The 22,167-nt window shown below is 35.1% G+C and carries 26 protein-coding genes and 1 pseudogene; 19 read left to right on the top strand and 8 right to left on the bottom strand.

All coding sequences use genetic code 11. The features are described 5' to 3' along the window. The 4 genes and pseudogenes from ACTWQB_RS09925 to ACTWQB_RS09940 form a co-directional block, all read left to right on the top strand. Positions 1-543 (top strand): annotated as a pseudogene (locus ACTWQB_RS09925) (hypothetical protein); the annotation flags it as partial. Positions 544-655: 112 nt separating this feature from the next. After that, positions 656-1,624 (top strand): hypothetical protein, encoded by a 969-nt coding sequence (locus ACTWQB_RS09930; protein ID WP_443139031.1) that lies wholly within the window; start codon positions 656-658, stop codon positions 1,622-1,624. A gap of 75 nt (positions 1,625-1,699) precedes the next feature. Then, positions 1,700-3,202, top strand: a complete 1,503-nt coding sequence (locus ACTWQB_RS09935; RefSeq protein ID WP_443139032.1) for an AAA family ATPase — start codon at positions 1,700-1,702, stop codon at positions 3,200-3,202. A gap of 6 nt (positions 3,203-3,208) precedes the next feature. Beyond that, on the top strand, positions 3,209-4,060 hold the full coding sequence (locus ACTWQB_RS09940) for an HNH endonuclease (protein ID WP_443139033.1): 852 nt from the start codon (positions 3,209-3,211) through the stop codon (positions 4,058-4,060). Positions 4,061-4,260: 200 nt separating this feature from the next. Here the strand turns inward: ACTWQB_RS09940 and ACTWQB_RS09945 are convergent, their stop codons facing one another. From ACTWQB_RS09945 to ACTWQB_RS09955, 3 genes are read right to left on the bottom strand one after another with little or no spacing between them, the layout of a single operon-like run. Then, complete coding sequence (locus tag ACTWQB_RS09945; protein WP_443139034.1) at positions 4,261-4,425, bottom strand: hypothetical protein; 165 nt, start codon at positions 4,423-4,425, stop codon at positions 4,261-4,263. Between the two features lie 32 nt (positions 4,426-4,457). After that, on the bottom strand, positions 4,458-4,787 hold the full coding sequence (locus ACTWQB_RS09950; protein WP_443139035.1) for a Uma2 family endonuclease: 330 nt from the start codon (positions 4,785-4,787) through the stop codon (positions 4,458-4,460). 27 nt (positions 4,788-4,814) lie between these two features. Next, a complete protein-coding gene (locus ACTWQB_RS09955) occupies positions 4,815-4,988 on the bottom strand; it encodes a hypothetical protein (RefSeq protein WP_443139036.1) in 174 nt (57 codons plus the stop codon). A gap of 133 nt (positions 4,989-5,121) precedes the next feature. Between ACTWQB_RS09955 and ACTWQB_RS09960 the strand changes: the two genes are divergently transcribed. The 3 genes from ACTWQB_RS09960 (at position 5,122) to ACTWQB_RS09970 (ending at position 8,361) form a co-directional block, all read left to right on the top strand. Next, on the top strand, positions 5,122-6,780 hold the full coding sequence (locus ACTWQB_RS09960) for an SWIM zinc finger family protein (protein WP_443139037.1): 1,659 nt from the start codon (positions 5,122-5,124) through the stop codon (positions 6,778-6,780). A gap of 29 nt (positions 6,781-6,809) precedes the next feature. Continuing rightward, a complete protein-coding gene (locus ACTWQB_RS09965; RefSeq protein WP_443139038.1) occupies positions 6,810-7,226 on the top strand; it encodes a cytidine deaminase in 417 nt (138 codons plus the stop codon). 370 nt (positions 7,227-7,596) lie between these two features. Beyond that, a complete protein-coding gene (locus ACTWQB_RS09970) occupies positions 7,597-8,361 on the top strand; it encodes a DMT family transporter (protein ID WP_443139121.1) in 765 nt (254 codons plus the stop codon). A 302-nt stretch (positions 8,362-8,663) separates the two neighbouring features. On the opposite strand, the gene cudC is transcribed toward ACTWQB_RS09970, so the two are convergent. Continuing rightward, entirely contained in the window at positions 8,664-9,227 is a 564-nt protein-coding gene (cudC, locus tag ACTWQB_RS09975) for a choline uptake/conversion transcriptional regulator CudC (RefSeq protein ID WP_443139039.1), read from the bottom strand. 222 nt (positions 9,228-9,449) lie between these two features. On the opposite strand from cudC, the gene betB reads away from it, so the two are divergent. The 7 genes from betB (at position 9,450) to ACTWQB_RS10010 (ending at position 15,861) form a co-directional block, all read left to right on the top strand. Next, entirely contained in the window at positions 9,450-10,916 is a 1,467-nt protein-coding gene (gene betB / locus ACTWQB_RS09980; protein ID WP_443139040.1) for a betaine-aldehyde dehydrogenase, read from the top strand. Between the two features lie 60 nt (positions 10,917-10,976). Further along, positions 10,977-12,662, top strand: coding sequence for a choline dehydrogenase (betA, locus tag ACTWQB_RS09985; RefSeq protein ID WP_443139041.1), 1,686 nt, complete (start codon positions 10,977-10,979; stop codon positions 12,660-12,662). Positions 12,663-13,231: 569 nt separating this feature from the next. Then, entirely contained in the window at positions 13,232-13,495 is a 264-nt protein-coding gene (locus ACTWQB_RS09990) for a hypothetical protein (protein WP_443139042.1), read from the top strand. Positions 13,496-13,522: 27 nt separating this feature from the next. Further along, the gene (locus ACTWQB_RS09995; RefSeq protein WP_443139043.1) at positions 13,523-13,912 is read left to right on the top strand and encodes a GNAT family N-acetyltransferase; all 390 of its coding nucleotides are present in this window, start codon (positions 13,523-13,525) and stop codon (positions 13,910-13,912) included. Between the two features lie 42 nt (positions 13,913-13,954). After that, on the top strand, positions 13,955-14,284 hold the full coding sequence (locus tag ACTWQB_RS10000) for an HIT domain-containing protein (protein WP_443139044.1): 330 nt from the start codon (positions 13,955-13,957) through the stop codon (positions 14,282-14,284). A 75-nt stretch (positions 14,285-14,359) separates the two neighbouring features. Next, on the top strand, positions 14,360-15,055 hold the full coding sequence (locus tag ACTWQB_RS10005; protein WP_443139045.1) for a Type 1 glutamine amidotransferase-like domain-containing protein: 696 nt from the start codon (positions 14,360-14,362) through the stop codon (positions 15,053-15,055). 56 nt (positions 15,056-15,111) lie between these two features. Beyond that, positions 15,112-15,861: an MBL fold metallo-hydrolase gene (locus tag ACTWQB_RS10010; RefSeq protein ID WP_443139046.1), complete on the top strand. Its 750-nt coding sequence runs from the start codon at positions 15,112-15,114 to the stop codon at positions 15,859-15,861. Between the two features lie 72 nt (positions 15,862-15,933). Here ACTWQB_RS10010 and ACTWQB_RS10015 read toward each other — a convergent pair whose 3' ends face one another. Continuing rightward, positions 15,934-16,482, bottom strand: a complete 549-nt coding sequence (locus tag ACTWQB_RS10015; protein ID WP_443139047.1) for a hypothetical protein — start codon at positions 16,480-16,482, stop codon at positions 15,934-15,936. Positions 16,483-16,848: 366 nt separating this feature from the next. Beyond that, the gene (locus ACTWQB_RS10020) at positions 16,849-17,769 is read right to left on the bottom strand and encodes a glycine betaine ABC transporter substrate-binding protein (protein WP_443139048.1); all 921 of its coding nucleotides are present in this window, start codon (positions 17,767-17,769) and stop codon (positions 16,849-16,851) included. Between the two features lie 525 nt (positions 17,770-18,294). Between ACTWQB_RS10020 and ACTWQB_RS10025 the strand changes: the two genes are divergently transcribed. Beyond that, a complete protein-coding gene (locus tag ACTWQB_RS10025) occupies positions 18,295-18,747 on the top strand; it encodes a hypothetical protein (RefSeq protein ID WP_443139049.1) in 453 nt (150 codons plus the stop codon). Beyond that, on the top strand, positions 18,725-19,279 hold the full coding sequence (locus tag ACTWQB_RS10030) for an aminoglycoside phosphotransferase family protein (RefSeq protein WP_443139050.1): 555 nt from the start codon (positions 18,725-18,727) through the stop codon (positions 19,277-19,279). Before ACTWQB_RS10025 ends, ACTWQB_RS10030 begins: the two co-directional genes overlap by 23 nt. Here the strand turns inward: ACTWQB_RS10030 and ACTWQB_RS10035 are convergent. Both ACTWQB_RS10035 and ACTWQB_RS10040 read right to left on the bottom strand, forming a co-directional pair. After that, a complete protein-coding gene (locus ACTWQB_RS10035) occupies positions 19,276-19,677 on the bottom strand; it encodes a hypothetical protein (protein ID WP_443139051.1) in 402 nt (133 codons plus the stop codon). The genes ACTWQB_RS10030 and ACTWQB_RS10035 overlap by 4 nt on opposite strands. Positions 19,678-19,774: 97 nt before the next feature. Continuing rightward, positions 19,775-20,215, bottom strand: coding sequence for a cell wall hydrolase (locus ACTWQB_RS10040; protein ID WP_443139122.1), 441 nt, complete (start codon positions 20,213-20,215; stop codon positions 19,775-19,777). A 168-nt stretch (positions 20,216-20,383) separates the two neighbouring features. On the opposite strand from ACTWQB_RS10040, the gene ACTWQB_RS10045 reads away from it, so the two are divergent. The 3 genes from ACTWQB_RS10045 (at position 20,384) to ACTWQB_RS10055 (ending at position 22,070) form a co-directional block, all read left to right on the top strand. Then, positions 20,384-20,848: an NUDIX hydrolase gene (locus ACTWQB_RS10045; RefSeq protein ID WP_443139052.1), complete on the top strand. Its 465-nt coding sequence runs from the start codon at positions 20,384-20,386 to the stop codon at positions 20,846-20,848. Positions 20,849-21,164: 316 nt separating this feature from the next. Further along, complete coding sequence (locus ACTWQB_RS10050; protein ID WP_443139053.1) at positions 21,165-21,434, top strand: hypothetical protein; 270 nt, start codon at positions 21,165-21,167, stop codon at positions 21,432-21,434. Between the two features lie 18 nt (positions 21,435-21,452). Continuing rightward, positions 21,453-22,070 carry a hypothetical protein gene (locus ACTWQB_RS10055; protein WP_443139054.1) on the top strand — a complete coding sequence of 206 codons (618 nt, stop codon included), beginning with the start codon at positions 21,453-21,455 and terminating at the stop codon, positions 22,068-22,070. The last annotated feature ends 97 nt before the right edge of the window (positions 22,071-22,167 follow it).

Raw genomic sequence — 22,167 nt, forward strand, 5'->3', positions numbered from 1 at the left:
CAAAACTTTAATGCAACTATTCAAAAAGCATATGAACAGTCTTTGGAGATAAAAAAATCTATAAATAAAAGCGACGCAATATATTATGATAGTGATAAAAAAAAGACTAGAAATAAAGTAATAGATTTAAGCAGGTATAAGAGTGAGAATGTATTGATGATATCTGTTACATTATCTTCTTACTTGAACTTAGCAACTAGTTTGCATTTATTTCTGAATAGAGATGAACATTTAGATAGTTATCCGTTTGCAGTTGATTTTTTTACATTAGAGAATATTTTAGAAGAATGCTTAAAAAGAAAAGAACCAGAATTATTTATAAATTTTGTTAAAGCAAGAGTAAAAGAATATGGTAGTACTTTTTCATTGCATTCAAGTGAATTAGATTATTTTGGTTATTTTTTAAAAAATAAAAATTTTATACAAGGTGGTAATAAAGGTTTATACACTACAATCGGTTCTGGTTACTCTAGTTTTGTGATTGATGAGAGTAAGGACAATTATGAATATCCATTGAAATTCTTAAAAGATTTAATAAATTAGAAGACAATAAATCTTTTAGTATGTTATTTAGCATTAGGAATGATTAAAAAACTACTAAGAAATAAAAGTAATTGATTAGTTTATAAAGTGTATAAGTAAGGTGGTGCTTTTTTTGAAGTTTTATTTTCTTGCAAGTGTATATAATTTCGAGTTGGATAAAGTTTTAAATCGAGGAATAAATATAGTAAAAGGCATTAGGTTATCCAATAGTAAGGCTAGATTAGATAGATATGTAGATGATTTTTTCTATGAGTTAGCAGGAAAGTTAGAAGTGGATGAATTATATGATAAGCCTTTTCTGTATTATGAGGGTAATATAGAAAAAGGTGAGGTGGATTTTGATAGAGAAAACGAAAGATTAGATTTTTTAGATAGATACCTTAGACTTGCGCAATCATTTTCTAATCAACTATGGCTTACTAAGGATAATAGTGTCACAGTACAACAAGGTTTTTTATATGTTAAATGTTCAGATGGTACACCTCATTCCATAACCTCTAATATGAGGACACCACTTTTCTTTAATGCACAAGCTGAAAATGAAAAAATAACTTTCAATAATGAAGAGATAATAGAACTAACTAATAGACTTGATACATTAGACTATGAATATTTAGATAGTGGGAATGACGAAATGTCTCTTGTAGTAAACACAGCATCTAATAGAATAGAAAGGTTTAATTATTTTCTTCAATCTACTAGAACTCAAACACATTTACCTAGTAGGCTTTCAATGTACTGTACATTACTAGAGACATTATTGTCTACTGATAAAAATGAAATTACTCATAAGATTTCTGAAAGGTTGGCAAGGATATTAGGTAATACCTATAAAGAACGTAATGAGATTTTTTCCTTCGTAAAAAATGCTTATTTAGTAAGGTCATCTTTTGTCCATGGTGATAAGTTACCTAAAAAATATAGAAATATAGAAAAACTTAAAGAAATGTCTATTTGTTTTGATAATTATTTAAGGTCCTTATTTATTTTTATTCTAAGCGATGAAAAGGTAAATCAATTATATAAAGATGACAATAACGAAACATTAAATGAATTTTTTAAAGAAATAGTATTGAAATAAACATATTAACAAATTAATTTACAGTTTAATAGAAGTGTTGAATTTTTTCATCAGAAGTATAAAGGAGGTAAAACTTTGAATTTTTATAATATGCCTGCTGAATATAATTCTTCTTTGCTTAAAAATTCCGAATCGAATAGCATGAAATTTCCTTGTGTAATATTGATTTCTGATAGATGGGATGATTATGGTTATAAGACAATGTTTCATCTTAAATATATAGATGAAAATATAGATGAATTTGACTTAGGTAGCATTAAGATTCTAAAGAAAAATACAAAGGAAACAGTAATCCCTAATTCCTTTACATCACTAACAGATAACTATTATTCATTAGGTCAAGATTTGGAGTATTATAAAAAAGTTTATAAATTACGTAACTATGAAGATATATTAGTTGGATTAAGAGATATTGTATATGATGAAAGTCTTGCTAATAAAATCGAAGAAAACAATGCATTCTATACATCATTATTAAGAAATAGCGAGGCAAGAGAGGCATTAAATAAAGGAAGAAAAATTTTTAATAAAGATATTGAAATAAAGAATATATTAAAGTTTAACTTCACGGCTAATCTTAAGGGGGCAAACTTAGCACACGAACTTGAATTTGATTTTACAGATGAAGAATACTTACCTAATAGAATAAACTTACTTATTGGTAAAAACGGAACTGGAAAAACTCAAATTTTAGCCAAGATAGCCAATTCACTAAGTGGAATGAAAATGAAAAAACAAGGCACTTTTAAACCTGAAAAACCAAGTTTTAGTAGAGTGATTGCAATATCATATAGTGCATTTGATGTTTTTGAGAAGCCGAAATCTACTGGGGCAGTTTCTTATAAATATTGTGGATTAAGAAATGAAAATAATCAATTAAACTCAGAATTACATAAGAAAATTAAAAGGTCTATTAATAAAATAGAGGACAGAGGTTTGTTAGATAAGTGGAAAAGTATAATTTGTAATGTAATAGAAATTGAAGATATTAACGAAGTTTTCGGTGACTTAGACAATGTTGATAGTTATAAAAATTTAGATAATATTGTTACTAATAAAAAAATAAATTATTTCATTAATTTGAATAATTTGGTAGATACTAAATTAAGTTCTGGTCAAAACTTCATTTTAGCAACATTAACTGACGTAATCGCTAATATTACCTCAAATTCTCTTGTGTTATTTGATGAACCTGAATCTTACTTGCATCCCAATGCCATAACCAAGTTGATTAATGCATTGCAAGAATTGTTAACGGAATTTGACTCATACGCTATTTTAGCTACCCATTCCCCAATAATTTTACAAAGTGTCCCTTCTAAATACGTAAATATTATTGAGAAAATAAATAATAATCCATATATATATAAACCTCAGATTGAATGCTTTGGTGAAAACTTAACTACAATTACAAATGATATCTTTGGAATACAAGATTCAGATATTAACTATAAAAAAACATTAATTGATATGATAAACAGAGGATTAAATTATGATGATATTATTAATTCTTTTAACGGCAAATTAAGTTTAAATGCAAAAATACTAATTAAAAATATTCTTGCTGATATGGAGTAATAAATTATGAAGAACTTTTATCATTTAACAGATTCTCCAAAAACATGGTTTGAAGATATAGCAAATATAAAAAGAGGAGAAAATAAGACTATACTTGAAAGTATAAAGGATAAAGTGTTTCAACAGTACGATAACTATTGGCAAAGTAAATCCAATTTAGAAACACTTATTTCAACCTCCTTTTCTGACAAAGAAAGAGAAGCTTTATTGCATTGCTATGACAATCAGACTCAAAAATTGGAAGAGTTAAAACTAAAAATCAGACAAACTCAACCAATTGAGTTCAGTTCTACATGTCAATATTGTGGTATTAATTACCCTAATACATTTGACCATTATATACCTAAAGAAATTTTTCCAGAATTAAGTGTGCTACATTATAATCTTATTCCTTGTTGTTCTGAATGTAATAGTAATAAGGGCAGTAAATGGATAAGTAACAATGATGAAAGGCGATTTCTACAATTATATTTTGATAAGTTACCCACTGATAGACAATATCTATTTACAGAGATAAAATTTGATGATGGTATACCAAATGCAAAATTTTATATTAGGAATGAATATGGGGTAAAAGAAGATTTATTTAATATTATTGAATCGCATTTTAAAGAATTAAACTTGAGGTCTAGATACGCCCTTAAATCCAATGAAGTTATTTCAGAAATTAAAGGTAGAACATTGACATATATTATGAAAGATATTGATGCACCAATAGAAAATATAATTGAATCAGAAATTTTTGCATTAAGGAACCAATATGGTATGAATTATTGGAAGGCATCTTTATATGAAGGGCTATTATATAATGAATTTATAGAGACTTTAAGGCTATATGCAATACAGGAGATGTTTTAAGAACATTATTTTTTATATCAACACCACTACATCTCAATTTTATCTACCACCTATTAACCTCACATGTGGAGTTGGTTGCGGAGATTGAATTGAAAGAAGAGAAATAATTTGAAATAAGTAGTTCAGTTTTGGATAAATAAGATCCTTAGTTGAACTACTTTTTTGTTTGGAAGGATTTCATGGTTATAAATTATGGCTAGTTAATTCCTAAACACCCTTTCCACCTCTATCTCTAGACCTTCAAAAATGAACGAGTTTGCTGTCTCATTAATTTTATAAGTTTTATAACGTTTTATATTTTGGCTTTGAAATTGATACACCATAATCTCTTTATTATCTGGGTTCACAATCCAGTATTCTTCCACTCCACACGTCATATAGAGATCCAGTTTTAAAATTAATCCTGCTTCTGAGTACTTCTCAAAAGCACCTCAACTACTAATTTTGGAGTTCCTCTATAATAATCATCCTCCGTTAGCTGATCCTCGAGATCACAAATAACTAGCAAATCAGGTTGAACCATATTTCTTTCATTCGTTGAAGGTCTAATTAGTTCAATGTCAAATGGCGCTACAAAGGGGGTACAACTAGTACCTTCCAAATATGTAGAGAACATAGTAATTAATTTTGTAACAGCATACTGGTGAGAAGTTTTTGAAGATGCTTGTAGATAAATTTCACCAGAAATATACTCAACTCGTTTATCGGTTGTGTCTCGAAACCTCAAAAACTCCTCATAACTTGCTTTATGGCCCTAACCAAATATGCGCAAGTTTTCACGGACCCCTTCAAGACTCACACGTCCTCGATGGTTAGTAGTTAACCTTGCAATTTCGATACCTTCTTGTGTAATTATGATGTCCTTTGCTGAAGCTAATACTAGATATTTTTCTAAGTTATGTTTTAACTCAATGGTGCTAACATTCATAATAAACACCTCATTTAGAGTAATTAACTTTATTATACAAAGTTTTTGGAAAACCGACCATATTAACAACACTTGAAATGCTTATATAAATAAAATATGGTTGAACTAATAGATGTAGTTAGGAGGACAGTATATGAAGTTATCAGATTTCGAGGATCAAATAGATGAAATTATTCTAGAGCGTGGTTACAAGTATTTCATAGATGATAAAGTAGAGAATTTGGATGAGGTTGAAGAGAATCATTTTATGGCCTTAGTGCCAGGTACAGAAATCTACTTAGTACATGTTAAGTTTGCGGACGATCAGGATAAAATTATTAAATTAAAATGCGATTGTCCTTATGATGTAGGGAAATATTGCAAGCATCAAGTGGCGGTTCTTTATGCACTTGAGAAAAAATTGCTAGGTGGTAAAATCAAAAAGAAGAAAAGCTTAGAGGATTTATTACCTTGCCTAAGTAAAGAAGAACTCATTGAACTCATATTAAAAATAAGTTTTGAACATGAAGATGTAGAAAGAAAACTATTGTTTCAACTATCTCCATCCGAAGATGAACTTGAAAATAGCAAAAGGTTAATAAGCCAGTATATTGGTGAAGCAGAGGAATTTGACGGATTTATTCCTTGGAATCGAATGGATGACGCATTAACTGGTGTTGAGATGGTTTTAGAGAGGGCTTATGGAAAATTGCAGCGTAACGATGAAGAGACAGCAGTCAGGCTAAGCTTATTGGCTATCCCAGCTATAGTAGACATGCTAGATTTTGCTGATGATTCGGGTGGGTTTGTCATGCCAGTTATAGAAGAGGCCTTTACGATCATTGACACTGCTCTAGAAAAAGGTATTAATCGCTTTAAATTAGAGACTAAAGAAGAATTGTATTATGTACTGATGAATGAAGCTTTCAATGAACGATATGATGGCTGGCCTGAATGGAGAGTACAGTTGATGAATAGTTGTATCATTTTTTGCGATTACGATCCACTTAGAGAGCAATTAGAAAAACAAGTTAAACATTTTATAGATAAGTATTCTAAAGACTCGATGAACGATTATGAAGTCTCAAAGCTGAAAGAAATCCAGTTTAAACTAATCCAACGCTACGATGGTGAGAGTCAAGCGCTTGATTTCATTCATCATAATGTCGACACACCTGATTTCCGAGAGAAAGCTATTCGTCACCACCTAGAAAATAGCGCTTATGAGAAGGTGATCGAACTTTGCGATAACGGGATTGAACGGGATTCAAAGTATGCAGGGCTGGTTTCAAAGTGGAAAGAATTTAAACTTCAAGCTTACGAAGAACTGGGTAATCTTAATAAGCAAAAGGAACTGACTAAAGATTTATTATTGACTAATCGTGACTATAGTTACTATGAAAAATTGAAAGGCCATTACTCGTCAGACGAATGGCCAAACGTATTGTCAGAGATCTTAGTTAAACTTGAAAATACGAGTCATTTTTTATCAAATATTTATACTAAAATACTCATTGAGGAAAAGATGTTTAAAGAGTTATTGGAGTACTGCCAAAAAGAACCTAAACTTATCAACTATTATCACCAGCACCTAATAGATGATTACCCAGGCGAAGTAAAAAACTTGTTCAGAAGCCATATATTCACCCTATCTGAAGATTCTGGTACTAGAGAACACTACCGAAAAATCTGCAGAGAAATTCAAGAATATAAGCAAGTCTTTGGGTATGAAGAAGCCAACAAACTCATTAACGAGTTAAGAGAGCTATATTATAAACGTCCGGCATTTATGGATGAGTTGGATAAGATTTAGCCCCTGACAAGTAATGAGGAGGAACATAATTGAGTATCGAACAAACATTATATCAATCAGCAAAAGATTTAATTAGAAAAAGGTACCCTACTGGATGGGGAGGTGCTGCAGCCATGTGCACTGAGAATGGAGAAGTCTTGACCAGTGTAGCTCCAGAAGTCATTAATGCGTCAACGGAGTTGTGTATTGAAACAGGCGCTATATTGGAAGCGCATAAACATAAAACAAGAATTACTCATTCACTCTGTTTAGTAAGGGATCATGAAAACGATGAGTTCAAAGTGTTAACTCCATGTGGGGTGTGTCAGGAGAGGTTAATGTATTGGGGGAATGGTGTAAAGGTTGCCGTATCAATGAATGAACAACCATTATTATTCAAGACACTGACAGAAGTACAGCCTTACCATTGGTCTCAGGCGTATAGTGATGAAGAATTGTTCGACTAATAAAATCTATCTAAAGCGAGAGCATTTTCCGATAAGGGATTTGCTCTTTTTTGTAGTCAACCAAACTACCTTCATTTATTCTTAATCACCACACCTAAAAATCACAAAAAACATTCATGCTCTCTTGCTAATTATTCAGGTTTAGTTATGAGAAACTAAAGGAATTGTAGTAGCATCTTTTTTAAAAGCATATGGTTGGTAAGGAGTAACCCATAGAATTTAAGGGTAAACGTTAAAAGTGTAATAATAACCATTGGAGGTACGCGATGAGATTTGCTGGTGTAGCCTTAGTGATGCTAGCTGCTATATGTTGGGGTATAACTGGAGGAATTGCTGATATTTTAATGAACAAGGCCGGGATCCACTTGTCATTTCATTTTATCAGGGGGCTGTTGGCCTTTTAACATTTTTCATATGGTTTCTGTTTCGCTTTAAACAAAATTGGGCCCACTCTAAGCAGTTATACTTGTGGTCTATTTTGGCAGGATTAGGTGTAGCGGGTAACTTCACACTATACTTCATAGGTATTCAGTCTTCAAGCGTAGCTGTGGCAGCCACTCTCATGTACACTGCACCTGTCATCGTTCGTTTAGTCTCCTTCCTATTTCGAATAGAACGATCGACTTGGTTTAAATGGTGTTGTATTGTGGGGGTGATTTTGGGGATTATTCTACTGACAGGTGCCTACAACACTGAATCCATTTCAGTTAGCTTTCTAGGAGTAGCTGCAGGTATTGGTGCAGGTGTTTCCTATGCTGTATTTATATTCGGCTTTAAAAACGCTTCTTCTATAGGAAAAACACAGCCATCGTTACTCATTGCTTTTGTGACATTTTGTCTGATCCTCTTTGGATTTTCGGACACAGGTGAGGCAGCTGCTGTGTTGTCATCCAGTGATCTTGGTTGGTTTATTCTAATCGGAATTATAGGTTCAGGATTATCGTTTATCTTGTATATGATTGGGATTCGCCGAACGACGCCGACAACAGCGTCGATGGTAGCGATGGTCGAGCCGGTGACAGCTTCATTATTTGGTGTTCTCATTCTCGGAGATCATTTGTCCATTATTCAACTTCTGGGAATGGCACTCATTTTAGTGACAATCACCGTGCTTAGTGTTAAACAGTCGGATTAAGCATGAATTTAAAAAAAGATTGACTATGAAGTCCGACGACGCGTCTCATGTACCCCATTTATCGACCCCTAAATCTAAGATATCGACCCTTTTTTCAAATATATCGACCACGAAATTTGTCGACGCGGTAAAAATAGCCTTTTTATCGACCCCTAAATTGAATATATCTAACCCTTTCACAAAAATATCTACCCCGAATTTTGTCGACGAAGTAAAAAAAGCGAATTTATCTACCCCTAAAACAGATTTATCTAACCTTTCTAGACAAAAAACAGCCCCTCCATCGTTGGAGGGGCTGTCAATTATTCCTTTTTCTCTTCCTCGATTGGTAAAAACTCAAAAATCTCACCTGACTCTACGGAATGAACGAGTCGTTCTAGCCAGTGACAGTACTTACGGTAATCTTCAAGCTGTTGCAAATCCTTCTCAGCTTTTACTTTCAAGTCTTCGTCAACAGTTTCATCATTCAAAATCTCATTCAGCATGTCTTCAGCATGATCAATCGCTGCTAGGTTGATTTTTGCTTCGCGTTCCCACTTATCGCCAAAGAAATGGGAGAAGTATTGAAAGAAATTTTTCTCTGCAATAAATAAATCCTTGCGCGAGCCTTTCTTCCAAACCTTTTTTACAATATTGATCTCTTGTAACTTACGGACAGCCGTGCTCATACTCGGCTTACTCATACCAAGGTCATCTTTCATATCATCAAGCGTTAAAGGGTCATGTTTAAAATACATCGTTGCATATAACCTTCCAATAGATGGGGTCACACCATAAAGGTCCATTGTTTCTGCAATTGAGTCTATGACGGCACTTTCAGCTTCTTCAAGCAATTCTTCTGCTTTTTGCTGTTTATTTTCTTTCACGATTAACCCTCTTTTCTTACTTTATCTACATTAATTTTAACATTTTGTTAGTTAAATTTATATTTAACTTCTTTAACTCTTACTATAACTCATCTTGGCAAATTGTCAAAAAAATACTTAATTATAGGTCGTAGCTTTACAAAGGTTCATACCTGTGTTAAATTAAAATTGTTAAATACGTTAAAAAATAATTTAATAAAATTAATATAGGAGGAATTCCTCATGAAACAAATGTACATTAACGGGACATGGACGGACGCCCGTTCTGGAAGCACGAGGGAGATTATTAATCCATTTAATCAAGAAGTTATCGCGACAGTAGCTGACGGAAACGAAGAGGATGCAAAAGAAGCGATTGCCGCAGCTCGTAAGGCGTTTGATCATAGTGATTGGAGCAAAACGCCTGCAGCTGAACGTGGCAATAAAGTGCTTCAAATTGCCCAACTCATTGAACGTGATAAAGAAGAATTAGCCAAACTTGAATCACTTGATACTGGTAAAACAATCGAAGAAAGTCGTGCAGACATGGACGATATCGCGGGGGTTTTCAGATACTTTGCAGGTCTTGCCGATAAAGATGGTGGAGAAGTCATTGATTCACCTATTCCAGACAGTCAAAGCAAGGTCGTTCGTGAACCAGTTGGTGTATGTGGTCAAATTACACCATGGAACTACCCATTACTACAAGCTGCTTGGAAAATTGCTCCGGCTCTAGCAACAGGTAACACGATCGTGATGAAGCCAAGTGAAATCACACCATTAACGACCATTAAAGTCACAGAGTTAATGGAAGAAGTCGGATTTCCAGATGGTGTTGTGAACCTCGTTCTAGGCGAAGGCGCAACAGTTGGTAACGAATTAGCGGTTAGTAACGATGTTGACCTCATCTCTTTCACAGGCGGCATTGACACAGGTAAGAAAATCATGCAAAACGCAAGCGGCAACGTGAAGAAGATCGCTCTTGAATTAGGCGGTAAAAATCCAAATATCGTCTTTGCAGATGCAGATTTTGAAACAGCGGTCGACCAAGCATTAAACGCGGTTTTCTTCCATGCTGGTCAAGTATGTTCAGCGGGCGCGCGTCTACTGGTTGAAGATTCAATTCATGATGAATTCGTTGAAGCGCTAGTTGAACGTACAAAACGCATTAAATTAGGAAACGGTTTTGACGAAGACACGCAGTCAGGTCCATTAATTTCGGCCGAACATCGCGCAAAAGTAGAAGAGTACGTTGAGATCGGCAAGAAAGAAGGCGCAAAAGTCTTAGTAGGCGGTGCTCGCCCAGAAGATCCAGAACTACAAGACGGCTTTTTCTACTTACCAACAATCATGACCAATTGCACATCAGAAATGAGAATTGTTCAAGAGGAAGTTTTTGGCCCAGTTTTAACAGTTGAGCGTTTCAAAGACGAAGATGAAGCCGTCAAACTTGCGAATGACACGATTTATGGTCTTGCAGGCGCTGTGTTCACTACGGATATCGATAAAGCAGAACGCGTGTCAGCACAACTACGCATGGGTACCGTTTGGATTAACGACTTCCACCCATACTTTGCGCAAGCACCATGGGGTGGCTATAAACAATCAGGTATTGGCCGTGAATTAGGTAAAACAGGCCTAGAAGAGTATACCGAAACGAAGCACATCTTTAGAAATTTAAAACCAGAACCAATTCATTGGTTTAAATAATTCATAAATCCAGAGGGTGACACTCTCTCACCCTCTCATCACATCAAGGAGGTACGAAACATGGCAGAAAAATTCGATTATGTCATCATCGGTGGTGGAAGTGCGGGCTCCGTACTAGGCAACCGTTTAAGTGAAGATAAAAATAATAACGTATTAATTTTAGAAGCAGGACGTAGCGACTACTCATGGGATCTACTCATCCAAATGCCAGCCGCACTCCCATTCCCAGCTGGTAAAAGTTTATACGACTGGAAGTATGAGTCAGACCCTGAACCACATATGAACGGGCGTCGCATTAAGCACGCTCGCGGAAAAGTACTTGGTGGTTCAAGCTCAATCAATGGGATGATCTATCAACGCGGTAACCCTAAGGACTACGAACGTTGGGGTTCAGATGAAGGCATGGAGACTTGGAACTTTGCCCACGTGCTACCATACTTCAAACGTTTAGAAAGTGCATTAGCAGCAGACCCGAATGACCCTTATCGCGGTCACGATGGTCCAGTCAAATTAGAACGCGGGCCTGCGAAAAACGAATTATTCCAAGCCTTCTTCAGTGCAGCAGAAGAAGCGGGATACAACCGTACCGAAGACGTCAACGGCTACCGTCAAGAAGGCTTCGCACCATTCGATAAGCACGTATACAAAGGCCAACGTTACTCGGCTTCACGCGCTTATTTAGACCCAATAAAAAGCCGTCCGAACTTAACGATTCGAACACGCGCCTTTGTGACGAACATTGATATTAAAGGCAACAAAGCTGAAGGTGTGACGTATAAACGTAATGGCAAAATGCATCACGTACAAGCAGGCGAAGTCATCCTTGCAGGCGGTGCGATCAACACGCCACAACTACTACAACTATCAGGTGTGGGCGATGCGGATCACTTACGTTCAGTTGGCGTTGAGCCAAAAGTGGATCTTCCAGGTGTCGGTGAAAACTTACAAGACCACCTAGAAGCATATATCCAGTATTCTTGTCCAAAACCAGTCTCGGAACAACCGAACCTGAACAAGGCAAAAATGCCATTCATCGGTTTACAGTGGCTTTTAGGACGCAAAGGACCAGCAGCCACGAACCACTTCGAAGGCGGAGGATTTATCCGCTCAAACGAAGATGTAGAATATCCGAACCTAATGTATCACTTCTTGCCAGTAGCGGTACGTTACGACGGGCAAAAAGCAGATACAAAACACGGCTTCCAAGTACACGTTGGACCAATGTATTCAGATGCACGCGGCTCACTTAAGATCCGTTCAAACGATCCAACAGAGCACCCAAGCATGGTTTATAACTATCTATCAACTGAACAAGACCGCCGCGAGTGGATCGAAGCTGTCAGAATCACAAGAGAAATCATGGCACAACCAGCGATCGCACCATATAACTCAGGAGAAATCTCACCTGGACCATCTGTACAAACAGATGAAGAAATCTTAGAATGGGTCAAAAACGATGCCGAAACAGCCCTACACCCATCTTGCACAGCCAAAATGGGACCAGAATCAGACCCAATGGCCGTTGTCGATCCGAACACCATGAAAGTACATGGACTAGACAACCTAAGAGTCGCTGACGCATCAGCTATGCCATACGTCACAAACGGTAACATCCACGCACCCGTTTTAATGTTAGCAGAAAAAGCAGCAGACTTAATCTTAGAAAAAGAACCATTAGAACCAGAATATATCGACTACTACCGCCACGGAGTCGACCCAGCAGAAGCAGGCGTCGTTAAGAACTAACTTTTTAATCCAAATGTAATACCCCCTTTAATATAAAAAATGAGCATCGATTAGCTTTCGCTAGTCGATGCTCATTTCCTTATGTGACGTGATTGTCCGCCTCGCCCTTTTCAGGATTTATCGTTCAGTTTCTAAAATATATCAGTCACTTTTTGAGATTTTATCGGTCACTTTTCGGAATATATCGTTCATTTTTTGGATTTTATCAATCACTTTTCATAAAATATCGGTCACTTTTTGGAATTTATCGGTCACTTTCTAATTCAAAGAAAACTATTAAATATGTACCCTCAAACACTAGCCAGTTGAAACGGCTCGCTATTCCATCCCCCTCTTAAGTATAGTCCCTTATACAAGAGAAGAATCTATATACCCTGCGTATATAATTAATCAAGCATTCCCATAAGAAGGAGAAATGTCCTAATTTGTTGAAAATAAGAATAAAGCCTAATTACTCATCAGCAGTTTACTTTGGCTACCATCAGTCTATGCTATTTTATTTCTAAAAGGAATTAAGCAAGCTCAAATCTTATCTTGTAGAGTAGGAGCTATAGAATTGGAGAGATTACATGATCGCATATTTCATAATGGCAATCATGCTTGTAACGATTGTTATTGTGTTAATTCGAATGATTAAGAAAAAATGGAAGCCATCTAATAACGACGATTCGTCACAGGACAATACCGAAATTAGTTATACACCTTATGACGATATCATAATGGGAACAAAACCTGATGAGAAAAGGGATGCTCCTATTAAAAAGAACGACAATCATATAGATTATGTTGAAAAAGACGATACGGATACTAAAAGTAACAGCAATAATTATTAGTGGTTTCATTTAAAGGGATGTTCTCGGTTGAGATATAAAGTAGTAATAAATACAACCATTTCAAATATTGAAGTACCAGAGTTAAGAGAGCTTGTTGGATGGGAAAGGCGTGAGAGAGATTACCCGAAATTATTCGAACGTTGTAATTTTTGGGCAGGTGTAAGAAACGAGGATCAAAAACTTATAGGCTTTGGTTATGTGTGTGGAATGGGATTAGAACATGGTTACTTGGAAGACATAATCATTCATCCTGATTATCAAGGGCAAGGGATTGGAATTGATCTGGTTAAAGAATTATTAAAGGAATCCAGGCGTTATGGACTAGACATCGTAACAGTGACATATGAAGAGAGTAAAACTAGTTTCTATGAAAAATGCGGTTTTACAACTGGATGTGGAGCAGTTTGGAGAGCTTGATTTTATATAAATAGTATAAAAAGCTATATTAAGGAGGGTATAATGACGAGCGATTTCTATTGTGATGAAGTTTTAAGTGGTAAAACGCAAGTAGATAAGGTATTGGAGACGGATAATGTATTGGCTTTTTATCATACTCGACCTTATTACCCAGTACATATTGTAGCAATTCCAAAGAAACATATTTCTTCACTGATTGCATTGGAAGACAGTGATAACGAACTATTATTAGAACTATTAGGTGTAATCAAACAGGTTGCAACGATGGTTACTGAAGAAAATGGAGCTAGTAGAGTTATTACAAATATAGGGGAATATCAGGATTCAAAACATCTACATTGGCACATCGTATCAGGTAAACCTTTGAAATAGTTGAACTAATTACGGCCAATTATTGAGAAACGGGTAATATGAGGACGTTATAATAAACAGAAAGGATTTATTCTGATGAAACAAATAATTGCTCTAGGCGGTGGTGGATTTTCTATGGAACCGGACAACCCGTTGTTAGATTTATATATACTTAATCAATCAGATAAAATGACCCCTAAGATTTGCTTCATACCGACAGCAAGTGGAGATTCAGAGAACTACATATCAAGGTTTTATAACTTTTTCGAAAAACAGAATTGTATACCTTCCCACCTCTCATTATTTAAACCACCAACTAGAGACTTAGAAGATTTTTTATTAGAGAAAGACATAATTTATGTAGGCGGTGGAAACACCAAAAATTTACTTGTTCTTTGGAAAGAGTGGGGATTAGATAGACTTCTTAATAAGGCTTGGGAACAAGGGATAATATTAGCAGGAATCAGTGCTGGTTCAATTTGTTGGTTTGAAGAAGGTGTTACTGATTCATTTGGTGACGGACTTGAACCATTAAAGGGTTTAGGATTACTAAAAGGAAGTAATTGTCCTCATTATGATGGAGAAACGAAGAGAAGACCCGCTTATCAGAAACTTGTTGCTGAGGGTAAAATAAAGTCAGGTCTTGCCACTGATGATGGTGTTGCTCTTCATTATATTGATCAAGAAATAAATAACATAGTCACTTCAAGACCTTATGCCAAAGCTTATAAAGTATACTATGATAACACAGTAAAAGAAATTGAATTAGAGACGAAATATTTAGGCTTGTAGAAGTAATTATAGAGCTTATATAAAAAGAACTCTTATTAAAAACAAGGAGCAACTATATGCTGAAAAAATTAAGTAGCTCGATTTATTATTTACCTAATCAAGATGAAAATGAACGACCAACTTTAGGTCTGGTTTGTGGGGATGATTATAGTCTAGTGATCGATGCTGGGAATTCAGTTGAACATGCTAGAGATTTTATAAATCAAATAGAAAAATTACATGTCCCACCTATAAAATATTTGGTGATTACGCATGCACATTGGGACCATTTTTTAGGCATGAATGAGTTTGATGCCACTATTATTGGTAATACTCTCACCAATCAACTTATTCGTGATTGGGGTGAATCACTTAAGTTGAATATCCCTGACATTAGTTTTGAAAAATCACTAACTGTTGACGTAGGAAATAAAATTTGCCAAATAGAAAGGGTAAGAAGTACACATACCGATGACTCTACTGTTGTGTTTGTCCCTGATGAGAAGGTTTTATTCTTAGGAGATAGTGCGTATGGAAGAACAAGAAAATCTTTATTCCATTATGATCAAGATATGCTGTTACCTATGATAGAAGATATAAAAAAATATGACGCTGATTATTTTCTTCTTGGCCATGAATCTATTTGTGATTTAAAAGAAATGAATACTTATTGGGATGAACTCAGTTTAGCTAATCAAGCAACACAATCTGAATCAATTGAAAGTGCCCTAGAACAATTTAAAACTAATCATTATAGGGAGCCGAACGAAAACGAGCTTTTCTTTATTAAAGCTTTTGTGAATGATCATATGTTGAAGTCACAATAGGAAACACCACCTGAGGTGATCCCTTTTAATGTTACCATTAAAAACTCTTGTGTTTATTATCTATGAGTTTTATCACTTATAAGTTAATATATTTTTATAACTAGTTAAAGAATTAAATATCTTTTCTAATTCCATAACCCTTTCTTCATGAGGTATTTCTTTGTTAACGTAATCTATTCTATAATATATATCTTGATTATAAACAAAGTAAATGATGGAACGATCTTTTTCCTTTACATAATACACCTTGTTTTCAATGTTTTTGTTCTTAGTTGAATCGTAATTTTTATGGGGGAAGTTCCCAAAGACTAATTCTATTCTTTCATTTGGATTTCCTTTATTGTCTAATCTTAAATCACTATCAATTTTACCTTCCTTTTCGTAATAATTTATGCCACTTGTTATAAATTCTTGATGGATTCCATTAAAAGGGAGGTACTCAGGCATTTTTACTGTAAAAGGAAGAGCATCTAGAGTTAACTTTGTTGCTGGGACAATGTGTTTGACTTCACCATACTTTACTAAGTAATCTAGGTTTATTTTAGAATCATTTTCTGCTAAAACATTATGAAAAGGTATTAATGTGAATGTAAGTATTAATAAAGGTATTAATCGTTTCATTAAAGGCTCCCCTTTCTCATTTGTTAATATTTTGCCCTTTACTCAAAAAAATATTATGAAGCTCTTTTAAAAGTTTTCTTAAACTAATGGAGCGTTAGTTATAATAGGAAAGAGCACTTTCTGTTTCTGAAAATGATATTGCTTTTTTGTTGTAGAAATTACATTAATTTTGCACGTGGTTTAGCAGGACTTAAATACTATTTGGGTTGCTTTTTTCTGAATAAGAAATACAAATGAACAATGATATAACAATAAAAAATGAGCATTAAATTGCTATGCAATTCAATACTCATTTTTTAATGATTTTTATGATTTGTATCCAAAAACTGAACTACTTAATATTTGAGAGAATAGCTTCATATTCTATTACTCTTGTACCCACTCATCAATTAGATCTTGGTTCTCTTCAACCCATTCTCTTGCGCCTTCGATTGGCTCGTCTGCATTTTCAACATAGTTGATTAATTCACCAATCTGTTCGTCATCCATCTTCCAGTTTTTGAAGTATTCGCTTACGTTAGGGTATTCATCAGCGAAATCTGTGCGTGTCGCATGGTGAATCTTCTCAACGCCACCATAGATGTTTTCTGGATCTTCAAGGAACTTCAGGTCATATTCTGAGAAAATCCAGTGTGGTGTCCATAGTGGTGCTACGATTGGCTCTTCATTTGCAACAGCTTCACCAATTTGAGTTAACATCGCGGGTTCAGAACTTGGTAATAATTCAAATTCTAGATTATACTCTTCAATAAGATCTTCTGTTACTTCCATTGTACCTGCACCAGGGTCGAACCCTACGATTTCACCGTTAAATAAATCTTTATGTTCATTTAAGTCTTCGATGCTGTCAACTTCTTCAACATATTCTGGAACAACTAGTCCTACTTTCGCATTGTCAAACCAAGTTGCATCTGAGAAATTAACGGTATCTTGGTACTCTTCTAGATAGTTCGCATCCTGAACAGGTAGCCATACTTCAAGGCTCACATCAAGATCGCCACTTTCAAGGGCCTTCATCATCGTACCCATGTCTAAAACGCTTAATTTCACGTTATAACCCTTTTCTTCAAGGATGACTTTCCACATATTCGTGACGGCAATGTTTTCTGCCCAGTTAATTTGACCAATAGAGATTTCTTCTTCATTTACGTCAGTATTAGACTCTTGCTCTGTCTGTTCATTGTTTTCTTCACTGTTAGCTTCTTCATCATTGCCACCGCATGCTGCTAGGACAGCAACAACTAACAAGACTAAGCCTAAACTAAGTACTTTTTTCCAATTACTCATGATTTCAAAAACTCCCCTTTATTGATTTTTATTAAAACACTTCAAAACATTTAATTTGTTAAGAAATATTTTAACGAATGCACCAAACAAAAACTCATCCCACAATGAGATAAGCCATTGATCCATATAATAGGTAGAATCAGCTACCGTTCTATAGAATACCTGATGACTTAAAAACTCCTGATGTTCTATAGACTTTTATGTTTAAAAACTAAAACTGAGCAATCCGCCACTTGTTGATTATAGTATTATTTGGCCTATGAAACAACATCAGAAGATTTGAAATCAGATATGGCGCTAGCTAAGAACGTTTGTTAAATATTTTTTAAACGTTCTTTATATATTTTATGTTAACGTACTGAGATATAATGTCAAGGGTAATGGGGGAATCAAATTATAGCTTGCTAGATTCAAATAAATATCAAACTGTCTGAAAATTATGTTAAGGTTAATTAAAGTACAGAAAATGGAAAAATAATCTGTAAGGAGCTGAATATCATTAATAAGTTTATACTAATACTTTTCTTGGCTAGTCTGATATGGTTAGTGGTGGGATGCACATCAGAAGAATCAGAGATTCAAATACCTGACAATATTCCTGATTTTGTTGAAACGAGTGATTTTGACAAAATAGATTGGGAGAACAAGGCTGAAACATTCAATGGCAATATTATTGGAAACGAAAATAAATCGGGTATTATTGGTGCTGACATGCCCAGTGTAAATCAAAATCAAAAATGGATGTGGCATCTTTGGGGAATTGAAGAGCCTAGGTCAGTTAAATTAACCGTGATTGGTTTTCATAAGGAAACTGAAGAAGTTCACCAAATTCTCACTACTGGATGGACGCTAGGACTTGGAGGCGAAAACAATGGGGCAGACGCACACATACCTTCATCTGTCAGTTTGCCAAAAGTAGGAGAGTGGGCAGTGTTGCTTTACACAGGGGAGAGAGTTGAAGAACATACATCAACTTAAAGCACCAAGTCATATTTCTCCTTGGTATAACAGAAAAGTTGAAAAGCATCGTAAATACATGGATGCTTATTTAGATTGTGGTGTTAAGATTAAAAATGATCATAAAATTATCCAATTCATTGAGGAGCACCTTCACTTGATGAAACAACGCCCAAACTTGTTTCAACATGATGATTTTCATCTTAGCAATCTCATTGTTAAGGAAAAGCAGTTAGCCGGGGTCATAGATTTCGAGAGATATGATTGGGGCGATCCCATCCATGAGTTCCTTAAAATCGGAATCTTTATCAGACAAATTAGCACCCCGTTTTCTATCGGCCAAATAAAAGGTTATTTTGATCATCAAGATCCCGATGAACATTTCTGGAGACTCTATTCACTATACCTAGCCATGTGCGTGTTCTCATCTGTCGTATGGACTTCGAGAGCCACTCCTAATGATATGGATAACATGTTAGCAAAAATAAATACGTTTTTAGAAGATCACGATTATTTCGATCGAGTAAAACCTAAATGGTACAAATCGCACTAATCCCACAACATAAAGTTCATGACCTCAAGTGTCTTTTGTTTACAACTAGGACATTTAAGTTGATTGATGTTGTCTTCTAAATTCTTAATAACCTTTCCTTGCCCTTTACATTGACTGCAATTTTTGTTGGTAGTAAAAACTTGCCCGTCACCATATTTAATTTCCATGATCGGGCGACTGTATAAGATGTGGCACTTCTCACAGGAAATCAATTGGTACTCGTAATCAATGTTATGTATAGGTTCATGACCAATGACACTCTTGACTTGTTTACGCGTTTTAGGATGGAGGATCGTAAACTCATGATCATAGAATGGAGATGGATCTCCACCGATTCCTAATAAAAATTCACTTGAATAAATACATGATCGACACCTAATACGGTAACCCGCTCCCATGCTCGTACACCCTTTCATTTCCGTCTCACTATAACATTCGATGAGAAGGGCTAGTTATCCTCTTAAAAAAAGAGACTAGCCTCATCGACTAATCTCTTTACCATCTATAAACGCTTTCACATGTACCCGCTTGCGGTTCGTAATAACAATGTTCTTTATACTGCCCTGTAAATGGTTGACCAAACCATGTCGAAGGACATTGACCATACGGGTTAAAATACCACAGAGCATACTGTGCAGGGTGCTGTCGCCAGTAATCTAAAACCTGTCGAGCCAATTTCTTCTCAGAATCCCTTGCACGATAATAAAACATATCACCCTTTTGTACAGCTTCAAACGAATAGTTGCCACCCTGAACTTGGTAGATGACATCTTCAATCGATCTCAAATCTTCAAAATCCAAACAATCAGCTTTCATACGGTTCACGATCACATTACCAACCATGAGCATGCCTAACCGCCCCTCACCAACAGCCTCTGCCCTCATCATTCTCGCAACTAAATTAACGTCGTTTTCATTATAAGCTACTCTTGCCAACAAAATCACCTCTAGATAAGTGTTAGATAAAGATAAGAACATAATATTGTATGGTAATTAATCTTGGGGGGTGATTAAGCCAGGTAGACATAGCATGTATGTTAATATGATTTTTATATAGAGAAGGTATTTAGACTTTATAGGGTGAATAGAGAGAGGAGGCTATTCTTGAAGAGAGTAGATGTCGTTTACGTTTTGTTGTTTGATGAAAACAATGAAAACGTATTAATGGTAAAAAATAAAGGAATAAAAGAATCTTATTATACACTCCCAGGTGGAGCAGTTGAACAAGGACAAACTCTTAAAGAGGCTGCCATCAGAGAGGTGAAGGAAGAAACAGGGTTGGATGTTAAAGTGGATGGTATTTTTACTGTGAGTGAAGCCTTTTTTAAACAAAAAGGGCATCATGCGATCTTCTTCACGTTTTTTGGAGAAATAGTAGGGGGAGAAATTAATATTCTGTATCCAGAAGAAATAGAAGAAGTCATCTGGATGGAAAAAGACCTGGCTGAAGACTCCTTACATAATCCAGAAGAGTTAAAGGGTGTCATTAATAATAATCCCTCAACACCATACATATTCAGAGGGAAATTAACAGTTAAGACAAGTCAAAATGATAGAACGTACATATGAGCAAATACCTAATAATGAAGGTGATAACAGTTTCAGTCATTATCATTTATATCGTTATGGTCAAGTGCATCAGCACTATTGGTAAAAGGATCAATCATTAGCAACATTCAAAAATTTGGTTCTTGATAAATTAAGTGATAAGCCCCACCATTATTGGTATAAGATGAAAAATTCTAATGTTATAAATGATAATCAACAATTTGATAATCAGACCAAATACGGAATCCACATTAACATTGGAGTACCACATGGAGCTAAAGTTAACCTCACAAGTAAATGTAAGCCTATCCTTGATGGAATAATAAGCTCATTTCATATGCATTCCAAACCGGATATTACTGACGTAGCAATATGGTTAGGAGAAAATCTAAATACGAGTGAAAGTGAAATTATTTCTTTATTAAAAGACAGATCTAATGCTGTTTTGGGAGAGCGTAATTTGGTCAATAGGTACCGGACTGGAATACAGTGGAATCCTGCAGATGACTTGTTTGAACAGATATGGATTAGTACTTACGAAGCAAGTAATACTAATTGGATTATAGATGGAGAGATTTATACATTGGATCATTCATCATCTATTTAAGGATTGGTAGGTTTTAAAATGGAAATGATCACTAAATATAAAGTGAATACATCGTCTGATATCAGACACCAAGTGCAACTTATAAATATTCCTATTTCGTTCTTTAAGGAAAAGAAGGACAAATATGTGATTAAGCTCAAAAGAATTAATGATCACCAAAAAGCGGCCGTTAAAGTAACGTTAGCAAAATCTTTAGTTGAAGAATCACATGTGATTGATTCAGAGACAACGAATATGAATATTGATGGTAGAAATATAATTGTATTTGTAGAGGAATTAGGGGCTGAACAAAAGTTTAAGAAACTGTTTGGTAAATATCGGATTAAATACGTTGTTAAAGCTAATGAAGGTATGTCAGTCAAAGTGAAGGGGAGCATTAAAGCCTCATTTTACGAAAACACCTTACTCCCTCGAATTGAAAAGGCAAGAACAAAAGAACAATATAGAAACTCTAAGCGAGAATTAAATGGTACTAATTTTTCAGATGATATACATACAAAAGACCTGCACTATGCAGATATGTTTCAGTATAATGAATCACCTAATAGAGATGGTAATAGATCGAGGCGAGAAGTTTTTGGTGGAACTTTTTCTGGAGGGTCTAGATCTGGAAGTAAGAGAGGGAGAAAGATGTAAGCTATTTAATTTTATAGGTCGATAGAAGGCAAGTGTGGAGAACTACAGGCTTAAAATAGTGATAAATAAATTAAGAATTTACTACAATATTTTATTG

This window comes from Piscibacillus sp. B03, from assembly GCF_052246295.1.
Lineage (GTDB): Bacteria > Bacillota > Bacilli > Bacillales > Alkalibacillaceae > Piscibacillus.